Source organism: Massilia sp. H6, from assembly GCF_024802625.1.
Taxonomy (GTDB): Bacteria; Pseudomonadota; Gammaproteobacteria; order Burkholderiales; family Burkholderiaceae_D; genus Telluria.
Genome location: NZ_CP103371.1, coordinates 3347231 through 3365749 on the forward strand (window position 1 = coordinate 3347231; position 18519 = coordinate 3365749).

Genomic DNA, 18519 nt, shown 5'->3' on the forward strand with positions numbered 1-18519 from the left:
GCAAACGACCATGCTGCTCGACTCCATCCGCACCCAGCTCGACTCGCTCTCGAAATCCGAGCGCAAGGTGGCGCTGGCGGTGCTGGCCGCGCCCGCGAACACGGTAAGCCAGAACATCACCGCGCTGGCCCGGCACGCGCAGGTGTCCGAGCCGACCGTGGTGCGCTTTTGCCGCACGCTCGGCTACGACGGCTGGCACGAGTTCAAGCTCAAGCTGGCGCAAGGCCTGGCGCTGGCGCTGCCAGGGGCGAACGAGCAGCCGGCGCCGGACGACCTGGCGGCGGACCTGGTCAACAAGATCTGCAGCCGCTCGATCAACACCTTGCTCGACCTGCGCAACAACCTTAAACCCGAACTGATCCAGAAGGCGCTCGACATCCTGTCGCGTGCCAACAAGATCGAGTTCTACGGACAGGGCTCGTCGGGTTTTGTCGCCTGCGACGCCCAGCACAAGTTCTTTCGCTCGGGCGTGCCCACCGTGGCCTATACCGATCCGGCGATCCACTCCATCGCGGCGGCGCTGCTGCGCGAAGGCGACGCGGTGGTGGCGATTTCCCAGCGCGGCAACAACCCGGCCCTGACCCGCTCGGCCAAGCTGGCACGCCGCGGCGGCGCCGACGTGATCGTGCTGGCGCCGTCCGGCACGCCGCTGGCGGAGATCGCGACGCTGTTCATTCCGATCGACCTGGTGTTCGCGATCGACCCCTACACGCCAATTTCGGCGCGCCTGGCCTACCTGGTCGTGATCGATGTGCTGGCAGTCGGGCTGGCGCTGCAGCGCGGGCCGGAATTTCGCAAGAAAATGCAGAACGCACAAAAGGCGCTGCAAGAGTTCGACATGCAGTTCGATTCGTTTATCGGCTGAATCCGGTGACCCCACCCGGGGCCGCGACAAGAAGCAAACCCGCCACAGGTGTAAAATACCCGGTTTCCAAAGCACCCCGGATACGCCATGCACATCAACCCAGAACGCAGCGACCGCCCCGACTACGCCTTGCTCGAACGCCAGGTCGAGAGCGTCCTTGAAGGCGAACGCAGCCTGATCGCGAACGCCGCGCAGTTTTCCGCCCTCGTGTACGACACGCTTGCCGACCTGAACTGGGCCGGTTTCTATTTCACCGTAGCGGCCCGCAAGGGCGAAGGCCAGGACCTGCTGGTCGGCCCCTTCCAGGGCAAGCCAGCCTGCGCCCGCATTGCCTTTGGGCGCGGCGTCTGCGGCACTAGCGCCGTCGAGGGCAAGACCATCGTGGTGGCCGACGTGCACGCCTTCCCGGGACACATCGCCTGCGACTCGGCATCGAATTCTGAAATCGTGATCCCGCTCATCAAAGATGGCGCGGTGCTCGGCGTGTTCGATATCGACAGCCCGGTGCTGAACCGGTTTTCGGAAGAAGACCGTGCGGGGCTTGAGCGCATGGTTGCGGCTTTCCTGGACGGTACGGACTTTTCCTGATCCTAGCAAACCTTCACTGTAGATAACGCCATGAACCAACTCGAACAACTCAAGCAATACACCACCGTGGTCGCCGACACCGGCGACTTCCAGTCGATCAAGGCCTATACGCCGCAGGATGCGACCACCAATCCGTCGCTGATCCTGAAGGCGGTGCAAAAGCCCGAATACCGTCCGCTGCTCGAAAAGGCTATCCTGGACGCGCCGCATGCGAGCATCGACGACATCGTCGACAACCTCCTGATCGGTTTCGGCGTCGAGATCCTGAAGTTCGTGCCGGGCCGCGTGTCGACCGAGATCGACGCCGCCCTCTCCTTCGATACCGAAGCCACCGTCGCCAAGGGCCGCGAACTGATCGCCCTGTACGAAAAGGCCGGCGTCGCGCGCGAGCGCGTCTTGATCAAGATCGCCTCGACCTGGGAAGGCATCCGCGCCGCCGAGATCCTGGAGCAGGAAGGCATCCGCTGCAACCTGACGCTGCTGTTCTCGCTGTGCCAGGCGATCGCCTGCGCCGAGGCTGGCGTGCAGCTGATTTCTCCGTTCGTCGGCCGCATCTACGACTGGCACAAGAAGTCTACCGGCCTTGAGTACCAGGGCGCCGACGATCCGGGCGTGCAATCGGTCAAGCGCATTTACCAGTACTACCGCACCTTCGGCTACCAGACCGAAGTGATGGGCGCGAGCTTCCGCAATACTTCGCAGATCCAGGAACTGGCCGGCTGCGACCTCTTGACCATTTCGCCGGACCTGCTGCAAAAGCTGGCCGACAGCGATGCGCCGCTCGAACGCAAGCTGGTCGCCGAGGCCCAGGCTGGCCTGGAGAAGATCACGATGGATGAAAAGACCTTCCGCTTCATGCTCAACGAAGATGCGATGGGCACCGAAAAGCTGGCCGAAGGCATTCGCGCCTTCGTAGCCGATTCGATCAAGCTCAAGCAGATGATCGGCACGATGCGCTGACACTTGCGCAAGCAGTCAATACAAAAGCGCGCCTCGGCGCGCTTTTGTATTTCGGGGTCGGTAGCAGGGCTACTGCGCCCCGCGTGCGACAGGATCAGCAGTTGCGCAGCCCCAGCAGATAGGTATCGACGACCGCCCCGCCCAGCCCGACCAGGTCGTAGGCATCGGTATCGAACAGCCAGTTGCGGATCAGCCCATCCATGATGATCCACATGCCGTTGGCCACCGCCACCGGATCGAGATCCTGCCTGACGCTACCCAGGGACTTGGCCTGCTTCAGACGGGTTTCCACCCGCTGCATCCAGATCAGCTGCTTTTCGCGCCGCCCCGCGCGCATGACGACGGCGTCGGCCACGAATTCCATCTTGAGCGTCACGATCTCGAATACGCGGCGCGCTTTCGGATCGCTGGCAGTCACCCGCAATACCGTCATCACATATTCGCGCAAGTCCTGCATCGGGTCGCCGCCCTCGTTTGTATCGAGCAGCAGCAGCGCTTCTTCAAGCGGCATCTTGGCCCGATTCATCATCGCCTGCAGCAGCGCACCCTTGTCAAGAAAGTGCCAATAAATTGCACCGCGAGTTACCCCCGCTTCACTGGCAATATGCTGTAAAGTTGTTCTTGAGACTCCTTGTTCAGCAAACAATTTTTCAGCAGCGTCCAGGATGCTGTCGCGGGTCGCCGCAGCTTCCGCTTTGGTTTTACGTGCCATTTTTTTCTAGCCCTCCATTTTTAGGGCGTCAGGAACATTAAACATACAGCCGTGATAGTATATAAAAACACTCTCAATAGCCAGTACGTTTCGTAGGTTGGGGTAAATACCCGCTTACGGCAGTTGAATCGAAAATCAGAATGAAAGCACAATTAATGCGCTCACAATACTCCGCCACGTCCCTCACACGGATCGCTGCCGCCACCCTGGTGGCGGCAGCGCTGCTGTCGGCTTGCGGCAAGAAAGACGCCGCCCCTGCCGCGGGCGGCCCCGGCGGCGGCAGGCCGGCCCCGGAAGTCGGTGTCATCACCACCAAGTTCGAGTCGGTCGCGCTGCAGACGGAATTGCCGGCCCGCGCCGAACCAGCCCGTACTGCCCAGGTCCGCGCCCGCGTCAACGGCGTGGTGCTCAAGCGCCTGTTCACCGAAGGCAGCGAAGTACGCGAAGGCCAGTCCTTGTTCCGGATCGACCCGGCCCCTTACCAGGCGCAGGTGGCCGCAGCGCAGGCCGACTTGGGCCGCGCCCAGGCTACCCTGACCCAGGCCGCGTCGCTGGCCGAGCGCTACAAGCCGCTGGTCGAGGCCAACGCCATCAGCAAGCTGGAATACACCAACGCCGTCGCCGCCCGGAAGCAGGCCGAGGCCGCGGTGGCCGCGTCGCGCGCCCAGGTCCGCATCGCCCAAATCAACGCCGGCTATGCCGACGTGACCGCGCCGATCTCGGGCCGTATCGGCCGCACGCTGGTGACCGAAGGCGCGCTGGTGTCGGCAGCCGAAGCAACCCAGATGGCGCTGATCCAGCAGACCAACCCGATGTACCTGAATATCACCCAGTCGGCCTCGGAACTGCAGCGCCTGCGCAAGCAGGCCGGGGGCAAGGTCAATGACGCGCCAGTTACCGTGCTGCTCGACGACGGCACCGAGTTGCCGACCCGCGGCCGCCTGCTGTTCTCGGACGTGACGGTTGATCCGGGCACCGGCCAGGTCACCCTGCGCGCGACGGTGGCCAACCCGGACAACGCCCTGCTGCCGGGCCAGTACGTGCGGGTGCGCCTGGCGCAAGCCCAGGTCGCGAACGGCATCGTCGTGCCGCAACAGGCCGTCACCCGCGGCGGTGCCCAGGGCGACACCCTGATGGTGGTCGGCGCCGACAACAAGCCGACCCCGCGTACCGTCAAGATCGGTTCGCAGCAAGGCAATGCCTGGGTCGTCACCGAGGGCCTGAAGGAAGGCGAGCGCGTGATGGTGGACGGCTTCCAGAAACTGCAGATGCTGCCGCCGGGCACGCCGGTCAAGCCGGTACCGTGGGCGCCAGCCGCCGCCGCCCCGGCCTCTGCTGCACGCTAACGCGCCCGCGCGAGCAAAGAACAGGATTTCACATGGCACGTTTTTTCATCGACCGCCCGATTTTTGCGTGGGTGATCGCATTATTTATCATGGTAATCGGCGCGGTGTCGATCACCCAGCTGCCGATCGCACAATATCCGAACGTGGCCCCGCCCTCGATCGTGATCAACGCCGCCTACCCGGGCGCATCGGCCCAGACCCTCGAAGACGCGGTCATCTCCGTCATTGAACGCGAGATGAACGGCTCCCCCGGCCTGATCTACATGGAATCGAGCAGCTCGGCCAGCGGCAGCGGCTCGATCACGCTGACATTTGAAACCGGCACCGATCCGGACCTGGCGCAGGTCGATGTCCAGAACCGCCTGGCACGCGCCACCCCGCGCCTGCCGCAGGCGGTCAACCAGCAGGGTGTGCGGGTCGACAAGGTGCGCGCCAACTTTTTGATGTTCACCATTCTGTCGTCAAGCGATCCGAAATGGGACCCGATCGCCCTCGGCGACTATGCTTCGCGCACCGTCCTGCCCGAGCTCCAGCGCGTGCCCGGCGTCGGCACCGCGCAGCTGTTCGGTACCGAGCGCGCAATGCGGGTCTGGATCGACCCGGCCAAGCTGGTCGGCCTGCGCCTGTCGCCGGCCGATGTCAACAACGCGATCCGCAGCCAGAACGCCCAGGTGGCCTCGGGCACGATCGGCGAACTGCCGCTGGCCCAAGGCCAGCAAATCACCGCGACCGTGGTTGTCTCCGGCCAGCTCAGTAGCGTCGAACAGTTCGGCAATATCGTGCTGCGCGCGAACCCCGACGGCTCGACCGTGCGACTGAAGGACGTGGCCCGCATCGAAATCGGCGGCCAGTCCTACTCCACCTCGGCGCGCCTGAACGGCAAGCCGTCCACCGGTATCGGCATCCAGCTGGCGCCGTCGGGCAATGCCCTGGAAACGGCGCGCATGGTGCGCGAGCGCGTGGCCGAACTGTCGAAGTTCTTCCCGCCTGGCATGAAGGCCACGGTACCGTTCGACAGCTCGAAGTTCATCGACATCTCGATCGAGCAGGTGCTCTATACCCTCATCGAAGCGCTGGTGCTGGTGTTCCTGGTGATGTACCTGTTCTTGCAGAATTTCCGCTATACGATCATCCCGACCATCGTGGTTCCGATCGCCCTGCTCGGCTCCATCGCCACGCTGCTGGTACTGGGCTATTCGATCAACGTGCTGACCATGTTCGGCATGGTGCTGGTGATCGGTATCGTGGTCGACGATGCCATCGTGGTGGTCGAGAACGTCGAGCGCATCATGAGCGAAGAAGGATTGCCGCCACTGCAAGCCACGCGCAAGGCCATGGGCCAGATCTCGGGCGCCATCATCGGCGTGACCGTGGTGCTGATATCGGTGTTTGTCCCGCTGGCCTTCTTCGGCGGCGCGGTCGGCAACATCTACCGCCAGTTCGCGGTCGTGATGGTGTCGTCGATCGCCTTCTCGGCCTTCCTGGCGCTGACCCTGACCCCGGCGCTGTGCGCCCACCTGCTCAAGCCGGTCGAAGCGGGCCACCACCATGAAAAGAAAGGCCTGTTCGGCTGGTTCAACCGCAAGTTCACCGCCACCGCCAAGGGCTATGAAGGCTGGGTCGGCAAGATTATCCGCAGCTCCGGCCGCGCCTTGATGGTGTTCGTGCTGGTGATCGGCCTGGTCGGCCTGATGTTCACGCGCATGCCCAACTCGTTTTTGCCGAACGAAGACCAGGGCTATGTGATCGCCAACATCCAGCTGCCGCCTGGCGCCACGCTCGAGCGCACCAACGAAGTGATGCGCACCGCCGAGAACTTCATCATGAAGCAGCCTGAAGTGGCCAACATGGTCAGCGTGCTGGGCTTCTCGTTCTCGGGCGCGGGCCAGAACATGGCGCTGGCCTTCATTCCCTTGAAAGACTGGGACGAACGCAAGGACGCCAATTCAAGCGCGCAGTCGGTGGCCAACCGCATCATGGGCGGCCTGTCGGGCGTGCGCGACGCCTTCATCTTTGCCCTGTCGCCGCCGCCGATCCCCGAACTGGGGCGCGGCACCGGCTTCTCGTTCCGCCTGCAGGACCGTGGCGGCAACGGCCATGACGCGCTGCTGGCGGCGCGCAACCAGCTGCTGGGCATGGCCGCGCAAAGCCCGGTGCTGTCGGGCGTGCGCCCGGAAGGCCTGGAGGATGCGCCACAGGTCAGGCTCGACATCGACCGCGACAAGGCGCAGGCCCTGGGCGTGAGTTTTGAAGCGATCAACAGCGCGATCTCGACCGCGCTCGGGTCGTCGTATGTCAACGACTTCCCGAACGCCGGGCGCCTGCAGCGCGTCGTGGTGCAGGCCGAGGCCGAGGCCCGCATGCAGCCCGACGACCTGCTCAAGCTGAGCGCCCTCAATGCACGGGGCGAACCGGTGCCGCTGTCGTCGTTCGCCTCGACCCGCTGGGTGACCGGACCGATGCAGACCATCCGCTACAACGGCTATTCGGCCATGAGCCTCTCGGGCGACGCCAAGGCGGGTTATTCGACCGGCGATGCGCTGGCCGAAATGGAACGTCTGGCAGCCCAGCTGCCGCCGGGCTTCGGCTTCGAATGGACCGGGCAGTCGCGCGAGGAGAAGCTTTCCGGCGGCACGATGGGCATCCTGATGGCGTTTGCGATGCTGGCGATCTTCCTGGCACTGGCGGCCCTCTACGAGAGCTGGTCGATCCCGGTGTCGGTGCTGCTGGTGGTGCCGCTCGGTATCCTGGGCGCGATCCTGGCGGCCACGATGCGCGGCTATCCGAACGACGTGTACTTCAAGATCGGCCTGGTGACCATCATTGGCCTGGCGGCCAAGAACGCCGTGCTGATCGTCGAGTTCGCGAAAGACCTGCAGGCGCAGGGACGCACGCCAATGGAAGCGGCGATCGAAGCGGCGCACCTGCGTTTCCGCCCGATCATCATGACGTCGCTGGCCTTCATCCTCGGCGTGCTGCCGCTGGTGATCGCAAGCGGCGCCGGCTCGGCATCGCAGCGCGCGATCGGTACCGGCGTGATGGGCGGTATGATTACGGCTACCACGCTGGGAGTGCTGTTCGTCCCAATGTTCTTCGTCGTCGTGCGCAAGCTGTTCAAGGGCAGCGAGCGCCAGCGCAAGAAATACGCGCACGAAGAACCGGCAGCAACCGCAGTTCACGAAAAAATATAATCGCCATGATAAAAAAACTCACCTCCCTGGCACCACTGGCGCTGGCAATGACGCTGGCAGGCTGCATGTCGCTGGCACCGAAGTACGAGCGTCCGGCGGCGCCGGTCACCCAGGCTTACCCTGAAGTGCCCAAGGCGGCTACCGCACCGACTGGCCCCATGGCCGCCGAGGCCCCGGCCAGCCTGGCCTGGCGGGGCTTCTTTGCCGACGACCGCCTGCGCGGCCTGATCGAGCAGGCGCTGGTGAACAACCGCGACCTGCGCATCGCGCTCGCCAACATCGAGCAGGCGCGCGCGCAGTTTCGCATCACCCGCGCCGAACGCTTGCCGGTCGTGGGCGTGGCCGTGAGCGGGCAGCGCCAGACCAGCGGCCAGGACCAGCCGATCGACAGCATCTACCAGGCCGGCCTGGCGGTATCGGCTTTCGAACTCGACCTGTTCGGCCGGGTGCGCAATCTATCCGAAGCCGCGCTGGCCCAATACCTGGCGACCGAAGAGGCGCGCAAGACCACCCAGATCGCCCTGGTAGCGTCGGTAGCCAATGCCTACCTGCAGCTGCTGGCCGACGAAGAACTGCTGGCGATTACCCGGCAGGCGCTGGGCACGCGCCAGGAATCGATGCGCCTGACCCAGCTGCGCTTCGATTACGGTGTGTCGTCGCGGATCGAGTTGCAGCAGGCGCGCTCGCTGGTGGAAACCGCGCTGACCACGCTTGCCGCCCAGCAGCGCCAGCGCGCGCAAGACATCAACCTGCTCACGCTGCTGGTGGGCGGCCCGGTCGGCGAGTCGCCGGCTGGCACCACGCTGGCTGCCACCGAGCTGCCCGACCTCCCGGCCGGCCTGCCATCGGACCTGTTGATCAACCGTCCGGACATCCGTTCGGCCGAGCTGGGCCTGATCGCGGCCAACGCCAACATCGGCGCGGCGCGCGCCAACTTCTTCCCGCGCATTACGCTGACCGGCAGCGTCGGCAGCGCCAGTACCGAACTGTCCGGCCTGTTCAAGAGCGGCTCGTTCGGCTGGACCTTTGCGCCACAGGCGATCCTGCCGATCTTCGACTACGGCCGCAATACCGCGGTGCTGGGCAGCGCCCGCGCCGGACGCGACATCGCCGTGGCGCAGTACGAGCGCGCAATCCAGACCGCCTTCCGCGAGGTGGCCGATGCGCTGGCCGGCCAGGCCACGTTCAGCGAACAGCTGCGCGCCCAGCGCGCAGTGGCCGAAGCCGAAGCCGACCGCTTCAACCTGGCCGACCTGCGCTACAAGAACGGCGCGGCCAGCTACCTCGACCTGCTCGACGCGCAGCGCTCGCTGTTCCAGGCGCAGCAGGCGGCCGTGCAGGCTAACCTGCTGCGCCTGCAAAACCAGGTGAGCCTGTATCGCGTGCTCGGCGGTGGGTGGAGCGAGCCGGAGGCGCGCTAAGACGAAGGGTGAGTTGAAGCGCGGAATTGGGGCGCCACGCTTGTGCCGATCTGGCTACACTGGAGGCACCGATGCTCGACCGCGAAAGCAGGAGTGCCATGCGCAAATTTGCCCGCTCACACTGGAAAACCATCCTTGCGATCTTGCTGGCGATCGCGCTGGCTAGCCTGACACTGGAAACCGATTCCGCCGTGCCGGTTCCCGGTTCCAGCGCGTGGGTGGGCGAATCAAAGCCAATGCCTCGATGAGCTTGCCCCTCCCCATGGGCCGCAAGCTGCCTCACCCCGCCAGGAACATTTCCTGCAGATCATTCAAGAAGCGCTGACCCAGCTCGGTCGGGCGGATCAGCTTGTGGTCGCGATACAGCAATCCCTTGGCTTCGGCCTCGTTCAGGGCCTTGCCGATGCTGCCGATATTCATGCCAGTGCGCTCGGCGAACAAATTCGGCTCGAAGCCGTCGACCAGGCGCAGCGTATTGAGCATGAACTCGAAGCCCATGTCGGCGCGGGCAATCTCGTGTTCTTCTTGCACCGGATTGCCGCGCCTGGCTGCTTCCATGAACGAGTTCGGCTGCTTGTAGCGGGCCTGGCGCAGAACGCGGTGCGGGAACGAGATCTTTGAATGCGCGCCGGCGCCGATGCCGAGATAGTCGCCAAAACCCCAATAATTCAGGTTGTGCCTGGACTGCTTGCCGGCTTGCGCATAGGCCGAGACCTCGTAGTGATGGTAGCCGGCGGCGGCCGTGGCGTCGAGGATCATGTCCTGCATGTCGGCGCTCAGGTCGTCGTCCGGCAGCGCCGGCGGGTATTTGGCGAACACCGTGTTCGGTTCCATCGTCAGGTGATACATCGACAGGTGTGGCGGCGCAAACGAGAGCGCCGTTTCCAGGTCGCGCCGCGCTTCGTCGAGCGTCTGCGACGGCAGCGCGAACATCAGGTCGAGGTTGAAGTTATCGAACGTTGTGCGCGCAATCTCCACCGCGCGCAGGGCTTCGGTGTGGTCGTGGATGCGGCCCAGCGCCTTCAGGTGGGCGCCATTAAAGCTCTGGATGCCGATCGACAGGCGGTTGACGCCGCTGTCGCGGTAGGACTTGAAGCGCTCGGCCTCGAAGGTGCCGGGATTGGCTTCCATGGTGATCTCGGCGCCGATTTCCAGGGGCAGCAAGGTGCGCACGTCCGACAGCAGGCGATCGAGCCCGCCGGCTGACATCAGGCTCGGGGTGCCTCCGCCGATGAACACGGTGTGGATCTTGCGGCCCCAGATCATTGGCAGCGATTGTTCCAGGTCGAGGCGCACGGCGTCGAGATAATCCTTCTCGGGCAGTTCACCCTTGGCTTCGTGCGAATTGAAGTCGCAATACGGGCACTTGCGCACGCACCACGGAAAGTGAATGTAGAGCGACAGCGGCGGCAAGGCGGTAAGGTTCAGCGCGCCCGGCTGCAGGTATTGCAGGGCCGTGGTGGCGGCGTTACGCGCTTCGCCGGGAACGGGACCGGCAACTTTAATCGGGATCATCGCAGCTTCTCTACCAGTGCGCGCAGGGCCTGGCCGCGGTGCGAGCGGGCGTTTTTCTCGCTCGGTTCGAGTTCGGCGGTGGTCTTGCCAAGCGCCGGGATCAGGAAGTGCGGGTCGTAGCCAAAGCCGTTGGCGCCGCGCGGGGTATCGATGATCTCGCCGTGCCAGCAGCCGTCGGCAATGACGGGCTGCGGGTCGTCGGCATGGCGCACATAGACCAGCACGCAGTAGTAATAGGCCGACTTGTCGCCATGCGGGGCCAGCTCGGCGATCAGCTTGGCATTGTTGCGCGCATCCGATTTCGGTTCACCCGCGAAGCGCGCCGAATACACGCCCGGCGCGCCGCCCAGCGCATTGACGCAGACCCCGGAGTCGTCGGCCAGCGCCGGCAGGCCGGTCAGGCGCGCCGCGTGGCGCGCCTTGGCCAACGCGTTTTCAACAAAAGTGTGAAACGGCTCTTCGGCTTCGGGCACGTCGAATTCGCCCTGCGGATGCAGTGCGAAACCGATGGGTGCGAGCAGCTGCGCGAATTCTTGCAGTTTGCCGGCGTTGTTCGAGGCGAGGATCAGGCGTTGGGTCATGGAAGCTCTGGTGAGGTTTGCTGCGCAGGGGCGGTATTTTAGCGCGTTGGCTTACTGCTTGCGTGCTTAGCTTAGCCAACCAGCCCAAGGGACCGCTTTTGCAACATGATCAGCTCGGCAATGCCCAGCTGGCCCAGATCGAGCAGCCGGTTCATCCCTGCCCGGTCGAACGCCGCGCCTTCGGCCGTGCCCTGCACCTCGATGAAATGCCCCTGCTCGTTCATCACCACGTTCATGTCGGTATCGCAGTCCGAATCTTCGATGTAATCCAGGTCGAGCACCGGCGTGCCCCGGTACACGCCGACCGAGATCGCTGCCACGAAGTGCCTGAGCGGCACCGCCGGGAGCAGGCCCCGCCCCACCAGCACGCTGAACGCATCATGGGCCGCCACCATGGCGCCGGTAATCGAGGCGGTACGGGTGCCGCCGTCGGCCTGGATTACGTCGCAGTCGAGGTGCAGGGTGCGCTCGCCGAATGCCTGCAGGTCGAAGGCGGCGCGCAGCGACCGGCCGATCAGGCGCTGGATCTCTTGCGTGCGGCCGCTTTGCTTGCCGCGCGCGGCTTCGCGGTCCATGCGGGTGTGGGTCGAGCGCGGCAGCATGCCGTATTCGGCCGTCAGCCAGCCCTGGGCCTTGCCCTTCAGGAAACCCGGCACCTTTTCTTCGATGCTGGCGGTGCAGATCACCTTGGTATCGCCGCATTCGATCAGCACCGAACCTTCGGCGTGGCGGGTGTACTGGCGGGTCAGGCGGATGCTGCGCAACTGGTCGACGCTACGGCCGCTCGGGCGTACCTGGAATGTCATGGACTGGCCTTGCTTTATTTGAGTAATTGGGAGGATTTTTCGATCGCCTGGCGGATCTCGGCAATCGCTTTCTCGATTTCGTCTTCGTCGAAGGCATCGACGAAAATGTCGGCGCCCGCGATGCGCGGCTGGCCCGCCGCGATCGTCGAGCTCACTTCGTTTTCGGGCAGCATCCGGGTCGAGATCACACCGGGCGCGCCGCTGCCGGCGCTCTCGGCACCCTGCCAGGTAATCGCCAGCGCGGTGGTGTTGTCGCCGCGCGCCCCGCCGATGGCGGCCGACATCGCCACCATGTCGGGCACCGCCTGCACGATGCTCGAGCTCGATAACCGGTGCACGATTTCGGCTTCCGGCAGCACCGACCACAGGCCGTCCGAGCACAGCAGCAAGGTGTCGCCCGTCTCCAGGCTGGCCTGCGACGAAATGTCGATCTTCGGGGCCTGGCCGGCGCCCAGGCAGTTATAAAGCTTGTTGCGGTCTGGATGGGTGTTGCGGTCGGACTCGCGCGCTTTGCCCTTGCCGATCAGGTATTCGAGGTGCGAGTGGTCGCGCGTGCGCGCCAGCACCTGGTTACGGCGCACCCAGTACAGGCGCGAATCGCCGCAGTGCGCCCACACCGCGCAGTTGTGCTGCACCAGGCAAGCCACGATGGTGGTGCGCGGGGTTTCGGGCATCTTGTTGGCTTCGGCATAGGCCAGGATGTCCCAGTGCGCCTGCTGCAGCGCGTCGTCGAGAAAGCGTTCGGGCTTCTTGATATAGGGCCGGGCCTGCATGCGGAACATCATCGACAGCGTTTGCAGCGCGATGGTCGCGGCAACCTCGCCTGCCAGGTGCCCGCCCATGCCGTCGGCCAGCACCAGCAGCAGCGCGTCGCGCGTGAAGCTGTAGCCCATGCGGTCCTGGTTGACCTTGCGCCCGCCGATGTGCGATTGCTGGTAGACGGAAAATTGCATGCGTGTTCCTTGGTTGCGCTAACTGCGGACTTTGCGGCCGATGCCGCCCAGGCGTTCGGCCAGCCCGCGCCAGCCGGAGGCCGGCGGCACGTCGTGTGGTTGCGCCCCCTGTTCGTGCGGCGTCAGCTGCGGGGCCGCCTGCAGCACCTTCTGCATCGCGAACACGCTCTGCAGCCGCGCAAGCGGATCGAGCGCCATGCACGACCCTACCATGTCCACCAGTTCGGGCGAATAGCTGCCCGCCAGGCTCGCCAGCTGCGCAGCCGTGCGGTCGTCGTGCTTGCGCGCCTCGACCGGCTGCGGCATGGAGCGCGTCATGCAGGCGTACATGGCGGCGCCAATGCTGTAGATATCGGTCCAGGGTCCGAGCGCGGCGAGCTTGCTGTACAGCTCCGGCGCGGCAAAGCCCGGCGTGTACATCGGTGCGAGCATCGGCGCATCGATGTTGATGGTCTGGCGCGCCGCGCCGAAATCGAGCAGCAGCGGCGAGCCGTCGCCACGCAGGTAGATGTTGGCCGGTTTCAGGTCCAGATGCAGCAGCTTGTTGGCGTGTACTTCGCGCACCCCGGCGCACACGCCATTGAACAGCTGGCGAATCGAGGCCTCGCCCATGCGGCTGCCCTTGGCATGCAGGCGCGCGATATGGTCTTGCAGCGTGTGGCCGGATTCGTAGGCCATCACCATGTACACCGTCTCGTTAGCACGAAAGAAATTTACGACCCGCACCACGTTCGGATGAACGATGCGCGCCAGGGCCCGCCCTTCTTCGAAAAAGCACTTCAGGCCAATGCGAAATATCGCCAGGTTGGACCTCGATACGGTGGGCGCCAGCTCACCGGGAGCACGCAAGGCCAGCTGGCTGGGCAGGTATTCCTTGATGGCAACTGCATTGCCTTCAGCATCATATGCCAAATAAACAATACTGAACCCGCCAGACGCAATTTTCTTTACAATGCGATATCCGGCAATTTCCAGGCCATCGGGCAGTGGTGCGTTGTTCTGTGCGGCCATCCAGGAGATCCTTGCTTAACAGCACGATTGTGTGGGATAAATGTTGGCTTTGTAAAGAATAAAAACCGGGGACTTCATTGAGCATTTCAAGCATGACAGGTTATGCGGTAGCCACCTCCGAAGGCGCTGCCGGCACCCTCACCATCGAGATCAAGAGCGTCAATTCACGCTTCCTGGATCTGCAGTTCCGCATCAACGACGATTTGCGCGCGCTCGAGCCTGACCTGCGTGCTGCGATCATGGCCGCCATCACCCGCGGCAAGGTCGAGGTGCGCCTGTCGTTCGGCCGCAAGACCAGCGGCGGCTCGCAGGCGCTCAATGCCGAACTGCTGGCCGAGCTCGCCCGCTTGCAAACCGAGATCGCGCAGCACTTCGCCGCCGCCCCGCCGATGACCGTGGCCGAGTTGCTGCGCTGGCCCGGCGTGATCGAGGAATCGACCGTGGGCCAGGAATCGCTCCAGCTCGACGTTGCCTCGCTCACGGCCGTTACCGTCGCCGCCTTCGTCGACAGCCGCCGGCGCGAAGGCGCGGCGCTGGAAGCGATGCTGCAGTCGCGCATCGAGGCCATGGAAGTCATCGTCAAGCGCATCACCCCGCTGATTCCGCAAGTCATTGCGCAGTTCCAGCAAAAAGCCATCGAGCGCATGCAGGACGCACTGGGCCTGGCTGGCCATGGCAACCCCGCCACCCTCACGCGCCAGGAAGTGCTCGAGCGCATCCGCCAGGAAGTGACACTGTACGGCATCCGCATCGACGTGTCCGAAGAGCTCTCGCGCCTGTCGGCCCACCTGAACGAGACGCGCCACATCCTCAAGAAGGGCGGACAGGTCGGCAAGCGCCTGGACTTCATGATGCAGGAACTCAATCGCGAGGCCAATACGCTGGGCGCCAAGGCCTCGGTCAAGGAACTGGCCGATGCCTCGATGGAGCTCAAACTGCTGATCGAGCAGATGCGCGAGCAGGTGCAGAACCTCGAATAAATTATTAGCAATTGTTGTCGGCCCGCAACAAATTGCAGCCGATGATGGAACGCGTGAGCGGGAATTTGCCGCCCCCTGGGGTGGCAAGTTTCTCGCTCACGCGTTCGACGTTATGATGACCACCACGGATTACACAAGGACTACCACCATGATCACTCCCGCCCTTTCCGGCAGCCTGTTCGTCGTCGCCGCGCCCAGCGGCGCTGGCAAGTCGACCCTGGTCAACGCCCTGCTGAAGCTGGAACCGGGCATCAAGCTGTCGATCTCGACCACTACCCGGGCGCCGCGCCCTGGCGAGCAGGATGGCCGCGAATACCATTTCACGTCGGCCGAGGATTTCGTCGCGCGCGCCGACCGCGGCGAGTTTCTGGAATGGGCTGAGGTACACGGCAATTACTACGGCACCAGCCGTGTAACCGTGGAACAGGAAATGAAGCTCGGGACCGATATTTTGCTGGAGATCGACTGGCAGGGCGCGCGCCAGGTACGCAAGCAGTTCCCGGATGCGGCCGGCATTTTCATCTTGCCACCATCGATCGAGGCGCTGGAAGAGCGCCTGCACAAGCGCGGCACCGACGAGCCCCACATCATTACCCGCCGCCTGCTGGCCGCCGGAGGGGAGATCGCTCACGCGCCGGACTTCGAATATGCTATCATCAACGAAGAGTTCAATGTCGCCCTCTCGCAGCTGCAAGCGATTGTCATCGCGACCCGTTGCCGCTTCGCCCAACAGGCCGCGCGCAACACCGACTTGTTCGCCCAGCTTGGAATCCACGCGCAACAACCAGATTAGTATCCCGCAAGTGCGCGGCACCGCAAGGTTGGCCGCAATATCGTCTATCTAGGAGTAACCCCATGGCCCGTATCACCATCGAAGATTGCCTCAAAAACATCCCGAACCGCTTCCAGCTGACCCTGGCCGCCACCTACCGCGCACGCCAGCTGCTGCAGGGCCATACTCCGAAAGTCGAAGCCAAGGACAAGCCGACCGTCGTCGCGCTGCGCGAGATCGCCGCGGGCAAGGTCGGCATCGAGATGCTGAAAAAAGTGCCGATGTAATACCCGATGCGGCTTGAATTCGGGAATCGTTGAATCTGTTATTCTGTGCCTATACTGGCTGATCGATATAACGCATGAAACTGACTTCCCCGGATTCGACCCATCCAGGCACCACCCCTGCCCGCTCCCGCCGATCGGGCAAACCGCAAGATGCCGAAGCCCCGGCGCCCGCCCCGGGCGTCGCTTCGGTCACGCAGCTGATCAACAAGCTGTCCGACTACCTCACCCCTGCCGAACTCAAGAAAGTCAAGGAAGCCTACCGCTTCTCGGACGAGATGCACCTGGGCCAGGTACGCAAGTCGGGCGAGCCGTATATCTCCCATCCGATTGCGGTCGCGGAAATCTGCGCCGAGTGGAAGCTCGACGCCCAGGCCATCATGGCCGCGCTGCTGCACGACGTGATCGAAGACCAGGACGTAAAAAAGGACGACCTGGTCGAGCGCTTTGGCGCCCAGGTCGCCAACCTGGTCGATGGCTTGTCGAAACTGGAAAAGATCGAGTTCCAGAGCCAGGTCGAGGCGCAGGCCGAGAACTTCCGCAAGATGCTGCTGGCGATGGCCTCGGACGTGCGTGTCATCCTGATCAAGCTGGCCGACCGCCTGCACAACATGCGCACGCTCGGCGTGATGGCCGCGACCAAGAAGCGCCGCATCGCGCGCGAGACGATGGAAGTGTACGTGCCGATCGCGCACCGCCTCGGCCTGAATAACATCTACCGCGAGCTGCAGGACCTGTCGTTCTCGCACCTGTACCCGCTGCGCTACCAGACCCTGGCCAAGGCCGTCAAGGCGGCGCGCGGCAATCGCCGCGAAGTGGTCAAGAAGATCCTCGAATCGGTCAAGACCCAGCTGGCGAGCGCCAGCATCACGGCCGAAGTCTACGGCCGCGAAAAGACCCTGTACGGCATCTATAAAAAGATGCGCAACAAGCATCTGTCGTTCTCGCAGGTGCTCGACGTGTACGGCTTCCGGGTGGTGGTCGACACGGTACCGAACTGCTACGTCACGCTCGGCACCCTGCACGCGCTGTACAAGCCGATGCCCGGCAAGTTCAAGGACTACATCGCGATCCGCAAGATCAACGGCTACCAGTCGCTGCACACCACCCTGATCGGGCCCTACGGCACCCCGGTGGAATTCCAGATCCGCACCCAGGACATGCACCAGACGGCCGAAAGCGGGGTCGCCGCGCACTGGCTGTACAAGACCGGCGACTCGAACATGTCGGATCTGCAGCAGCGCACCCACGCCTGGCTGCAGTCGTTGCTGGATATCCAGCAGCAGACCGGCGATTCGGCCGAATTCCTCGAACACGTCAAGGTCGACTTGTTCCCGGATTCTGTGTATGTGTTCACCCCGAAGTCGAAGATCATCGCGCTGCCGCGTGGCGCCACCGCGCTCGATTTCGCCTATTCGATCCACACCGGCATCGGCGACCACACGGTCTCGGTCAAGATCAATAACGAAGCGGCGCCGTTGCGCAACGAACTGCACAACGGCGACATCGTCGAAATCGTCACCGACCCGGAATCGCGTCCCAGCCCGATCTGGCTCAGTTATGTCCGCACCGGCAAGGCGCGTTCGGCGATCCGCCACTACCTGCGCACCGTCGACGTGAACGAGTCGGTGGAACTGGGCCAGGAACTGCTGGCCGGGGCGCTGGCCGCGCGCAACATCAACCCGGAATTGCCACTGGCGGCGATCGACAAGCTGCTGGCCGAATCCTCGGCCAATTCGATGGACGAGCTGTACGCCGACATCGGCATCGGCAAGCGCATGCCGGCGCTGGTGGCGCGCCACATCTTTGGCCTGATCGAGGCCGACCCGAACCACTCGCCCTCGTCGCAGCCTTCGTCCAACGGCGATATCGACCCGGTCACGATCTATGGCAGCGAAGGCGTGTCGGTGCAGCTGGCGCCATGCTGCCTGCCGATCCCGGGCGACCAGATCCTGGGCCAGCTGCGGCGCGACCAGGGCCTGGTGGTGCACACCGCCGATTGCCTGCCGGCCAAGCGCGTGCGCGCCAAGGAGCCGGACCGCTGGATCGCCGTACAGTGGGGCGAAGAACTGAACCGCCGCTTCGACTGCCGCATTCGCCTGCTGATCAACAATGAAAAAGGCATCCTGGCACGGGTTGCAGCCGAGATCGGCGAATCCGACGCCAACATCACCTATGTCGGCATGGACGAAGACGACGAACACCTGATGACGCAGCTGCGCTTCACGATCCAGGTGCAAGACCGGGTGCACGTGGCGCAGCTGATCCGCAATCTACGGCGGGTGACCGGGGTCAACCGGGTCGAGCGCGAACGGTCGTGAGCTGCCCTTTCCTGCAGCCCTCAGGCCAGGATCTCCACCGTCGCGCGAATGACGTATCTGCCAGACCCGCCAGCTGGTCGGCTTGCGCAATGGCGAGCACAGTGATATTTGGCAGCCAGCAGCTTGCTCTCTGGCCTGGTGATTGCACGGCTGTGGCAAGCGCCGTCGATCTTGACCTTCACATGACCATCAACTATTGTAGCGATAGAATTT

General features: G+C 64.0%; 17 protein-coding genes. 11 read left to right on the plus strand and 6 right to left on the minus strand.

Going from position 1 to position 18519, the window contains the following annotated elements; all coding sequences use genetic code 11:
* Positions 1–10 precede the first annotated feature (10 nt).
* From NRS07_RS15000 to tal, 3 genes are all read left to right on the plus strand, one after another.
* Positions 11–865: an SIS domain-containing protein gene (locus tag NRS07_RS15000; RefSeq protein WP_259208317.1), complete on the plus strand. Its 855-nt coding sequence runs from the start codon at positions 11–13 to the stop codon at positions 863–865.
* 87 nt (positions 866–952) lie between these two features.
* A complete protein-coding gene (locus NRS07_RS15005; protein WP_259208319.1) occupies positions 953–1453 on the plus strand; it encodes a GAF domain-containing protein in 501 nt (166 codons plus the stop codon).
* A gap of 30 nt (positions 1454–1483) precedes the next feature.
* Complete coding sequence (gene tal / locus NRS07_RS15010) at positions 1484–2413, plus strand: transaldolase (protein WP_259208321.1); 930 nt, start codon at positions 1484–1486, stop codon at positions 2411–2413.
* A gap of 94 nt (positions 2414–2507) precedes the next feature.
* Here tal and NRS07_RS15015 read toward each other — a convergent pair whose 3' ends face one another.
* Positions 2508–3125, minus strand: a complete 618-nt coding sequence (locus NRS07_RS15015; RefSeq protein ID WP_259208323.1) for a TetR family transcriptional regulator — start codon at positions 3123–3125, stop codon at positions 2508–2510.
* A 155-nt stretch (positions 3126–3280) separates the two neighbouring features.
* Here NRS07_RS15015 and NRS07_RS15020 point away from each other — a divergent pair, with 155 nt between their 5' ends.
* The 4 genes from NRS07_RS15020 to NRS07_RS15035 all read left to right on the plus strand — a co-directional run bounded on the left by NRS07_RS15020 (position 3281) and on the right by NRS07_RS15035 (position 9331).
* Positions 3281–4471, plus strand: coding sequence for an efflux RND transporter periplasmic adaptor subunit (locus tag NRS07_RS15020; protein WP_259208326.1), 1191 nt, complete (start codon positions 3281–3283; stop codon positions 4469–4471).
* A gap of 32 nt (positions 4472–4503) precedes the next feature.
* Positions 4504–7662 carry an efflux RND transporter permease subunit gene (locus NRS07_RS15025; RefSeq protein WP_259208327.1) on the plus strand — a complete coding sequence of 1053 codons (3159 nt, stop codon included), beginning with the start codon at positions 4504–4506 and terminating at the stop codon, positions 7660–7662.
* Positions 7663–7667: 5 nt separating this feature from the next.
* The gene (locus tag NRS07_RS15030; RefSeq protein WP_259208329.1) at positions 7668–9083 is read left to right on the plus strand and encodes an efflux transporter outer membrane subunit; all 1416 of its coding nucleotides are present in this window, start codon (positions 7668–7670) and stop codon (positions 9081–9083) included.
* Between the two features lie 71 nt (positions 9084–9154).
* Positions 9155–9331: a hypothetical protein gene (locus NRS07_RS15035; protein WP_259208331.1), complete on the plus strand. Its 177-nt coding sequence runs from the start codon at positions 9155–9157 to the stop codon at positions 9329–9331.
* A gap of 31 nt (positions 9332–9362) precedes the next feature.
* Here the strand turns inward: NRS07_RS15035 and hemW are convergent, their stop codons facing one another.
* The 5 genes from hemW to NRS07_RS15060 form a co-directional block, all read right to left on the minus strand.
* Entirely contained in the window at positions 9363–10598 is a 1236-nt protein-coding gene (gene hemW / locus NRS07_RS15040; RefSeq protein ID WP_259208334.1) for a radical SAM family heme chaperone HemW, read from the minus strand.
* Positions 10595–11179 carry an RdgB/HAM1 family non-canonical purine NTP pyrophosphatase gene (gene rdgB / locus NRS07_RS15045; RefSeq protein WP_259208336.1) on the minus strand — a complete coding sequence of 195 codons (585 nt, stop codon included), beginning with the start codon at positions 11177–11179 and terminating at the stop codon, positions 10595–10597. The genes hemW and rdgB overlap by 4 nt, the downstream gene beginning before the upstream one ends.
* A gap of 71 nt (positions 11180–11250) precedes the next feature.
* Complete coding sequence (rph, locus tag NRS07_RS15050) at positions 11251–11985, minus strand: ribonuclease PH (RefSeq protein WP_259208338.1); 735 nt, start codon at positions 11983–11985, stop codon at positions 11251–11253.
* A 14-nt stretch (positions 11986–11999) separates the two neighbouring features.
* A complete protein-coding gene (locus NRS07_RS15055) occupies positions 12000–12938 on the minus strand; it encodes a PP2C family serine/threonine-protein phosphatase (RefSeq protein WP_259208339.1) in 939 nt (312 codons plus the stop codon).
* Positions 12939–12956: 18 nt separating this feature from the next.
* On the minus strand, positions 12957–13949 hold the full coding sequence (locus NRS07_RS15060) for a serine/threonine-protein kinase (RefSeq protein WP_259208343.1): 993 nt from the start codon (positions 13947–13949) through the stop codon (positions 12957–12959).
* A 92-nt stretch (positions 13950–14041) separates the two neighbouring features.
* Between NRS07_RS15060 and NRS07_RS15065 the strand changes: the two genes are divergently transcribed.
* The 4 genes from NRS07_RS15065 (at position 14042) to NRS07_RS15080 (ending at position 18306) form a co-directional block, all read left to right on the plus strand.
* On the plus strand, positions 14042–14929 hold the full coding sequence (locus NRS07_RS15065) for a YicC/YloC family endoribonuclease (protein WP_259208344.1): 888 nt from the start codon (positions 14042–14044) through the stop codon (positions 14927–14929).
* Between the two features lie 148 nt (positions 14930–15077).
* On the plus strand, positions 15078–15722 hold the full coding sequence (gene gmk, locus NRS07_RS15070) for a guanylate kinase (RefSeq protein WP_259208346.1): 645 nt from the start codon (positions 15078–15080) through the stop codon (positions 15720–15722).
* A gap of 62 nt (positions 15723–15784) precedes the next feature.
* On the plus strand, positions 15785–15988 hold the full coding sequence (rpoZ, locus tag NRS07_RS15075) for a DNA-directed RNA polymerase subunit omega (protein WP_019922806.1): 204 nt from the start codon (positions 15785–15787) through the stop codon (positions 15986–15988).
* 74 nt (positions 15989–16062) lie between these two features.
* Positions 16063–18306, plus strand: a complete 2244-nt coding sequence (locus NRS07_RS15080) for a bifunctional (p)ppGpp synthetase/guanosine-3',5'-bis(diphosphate) 3'-pyrophosphohydrolase (protein WP_259208351.1) — start codon at positions 16063–16065, stop codon at positions 18304–18306.
* Positions 18307–18519 lie beyond the last annotated feature (213 nt).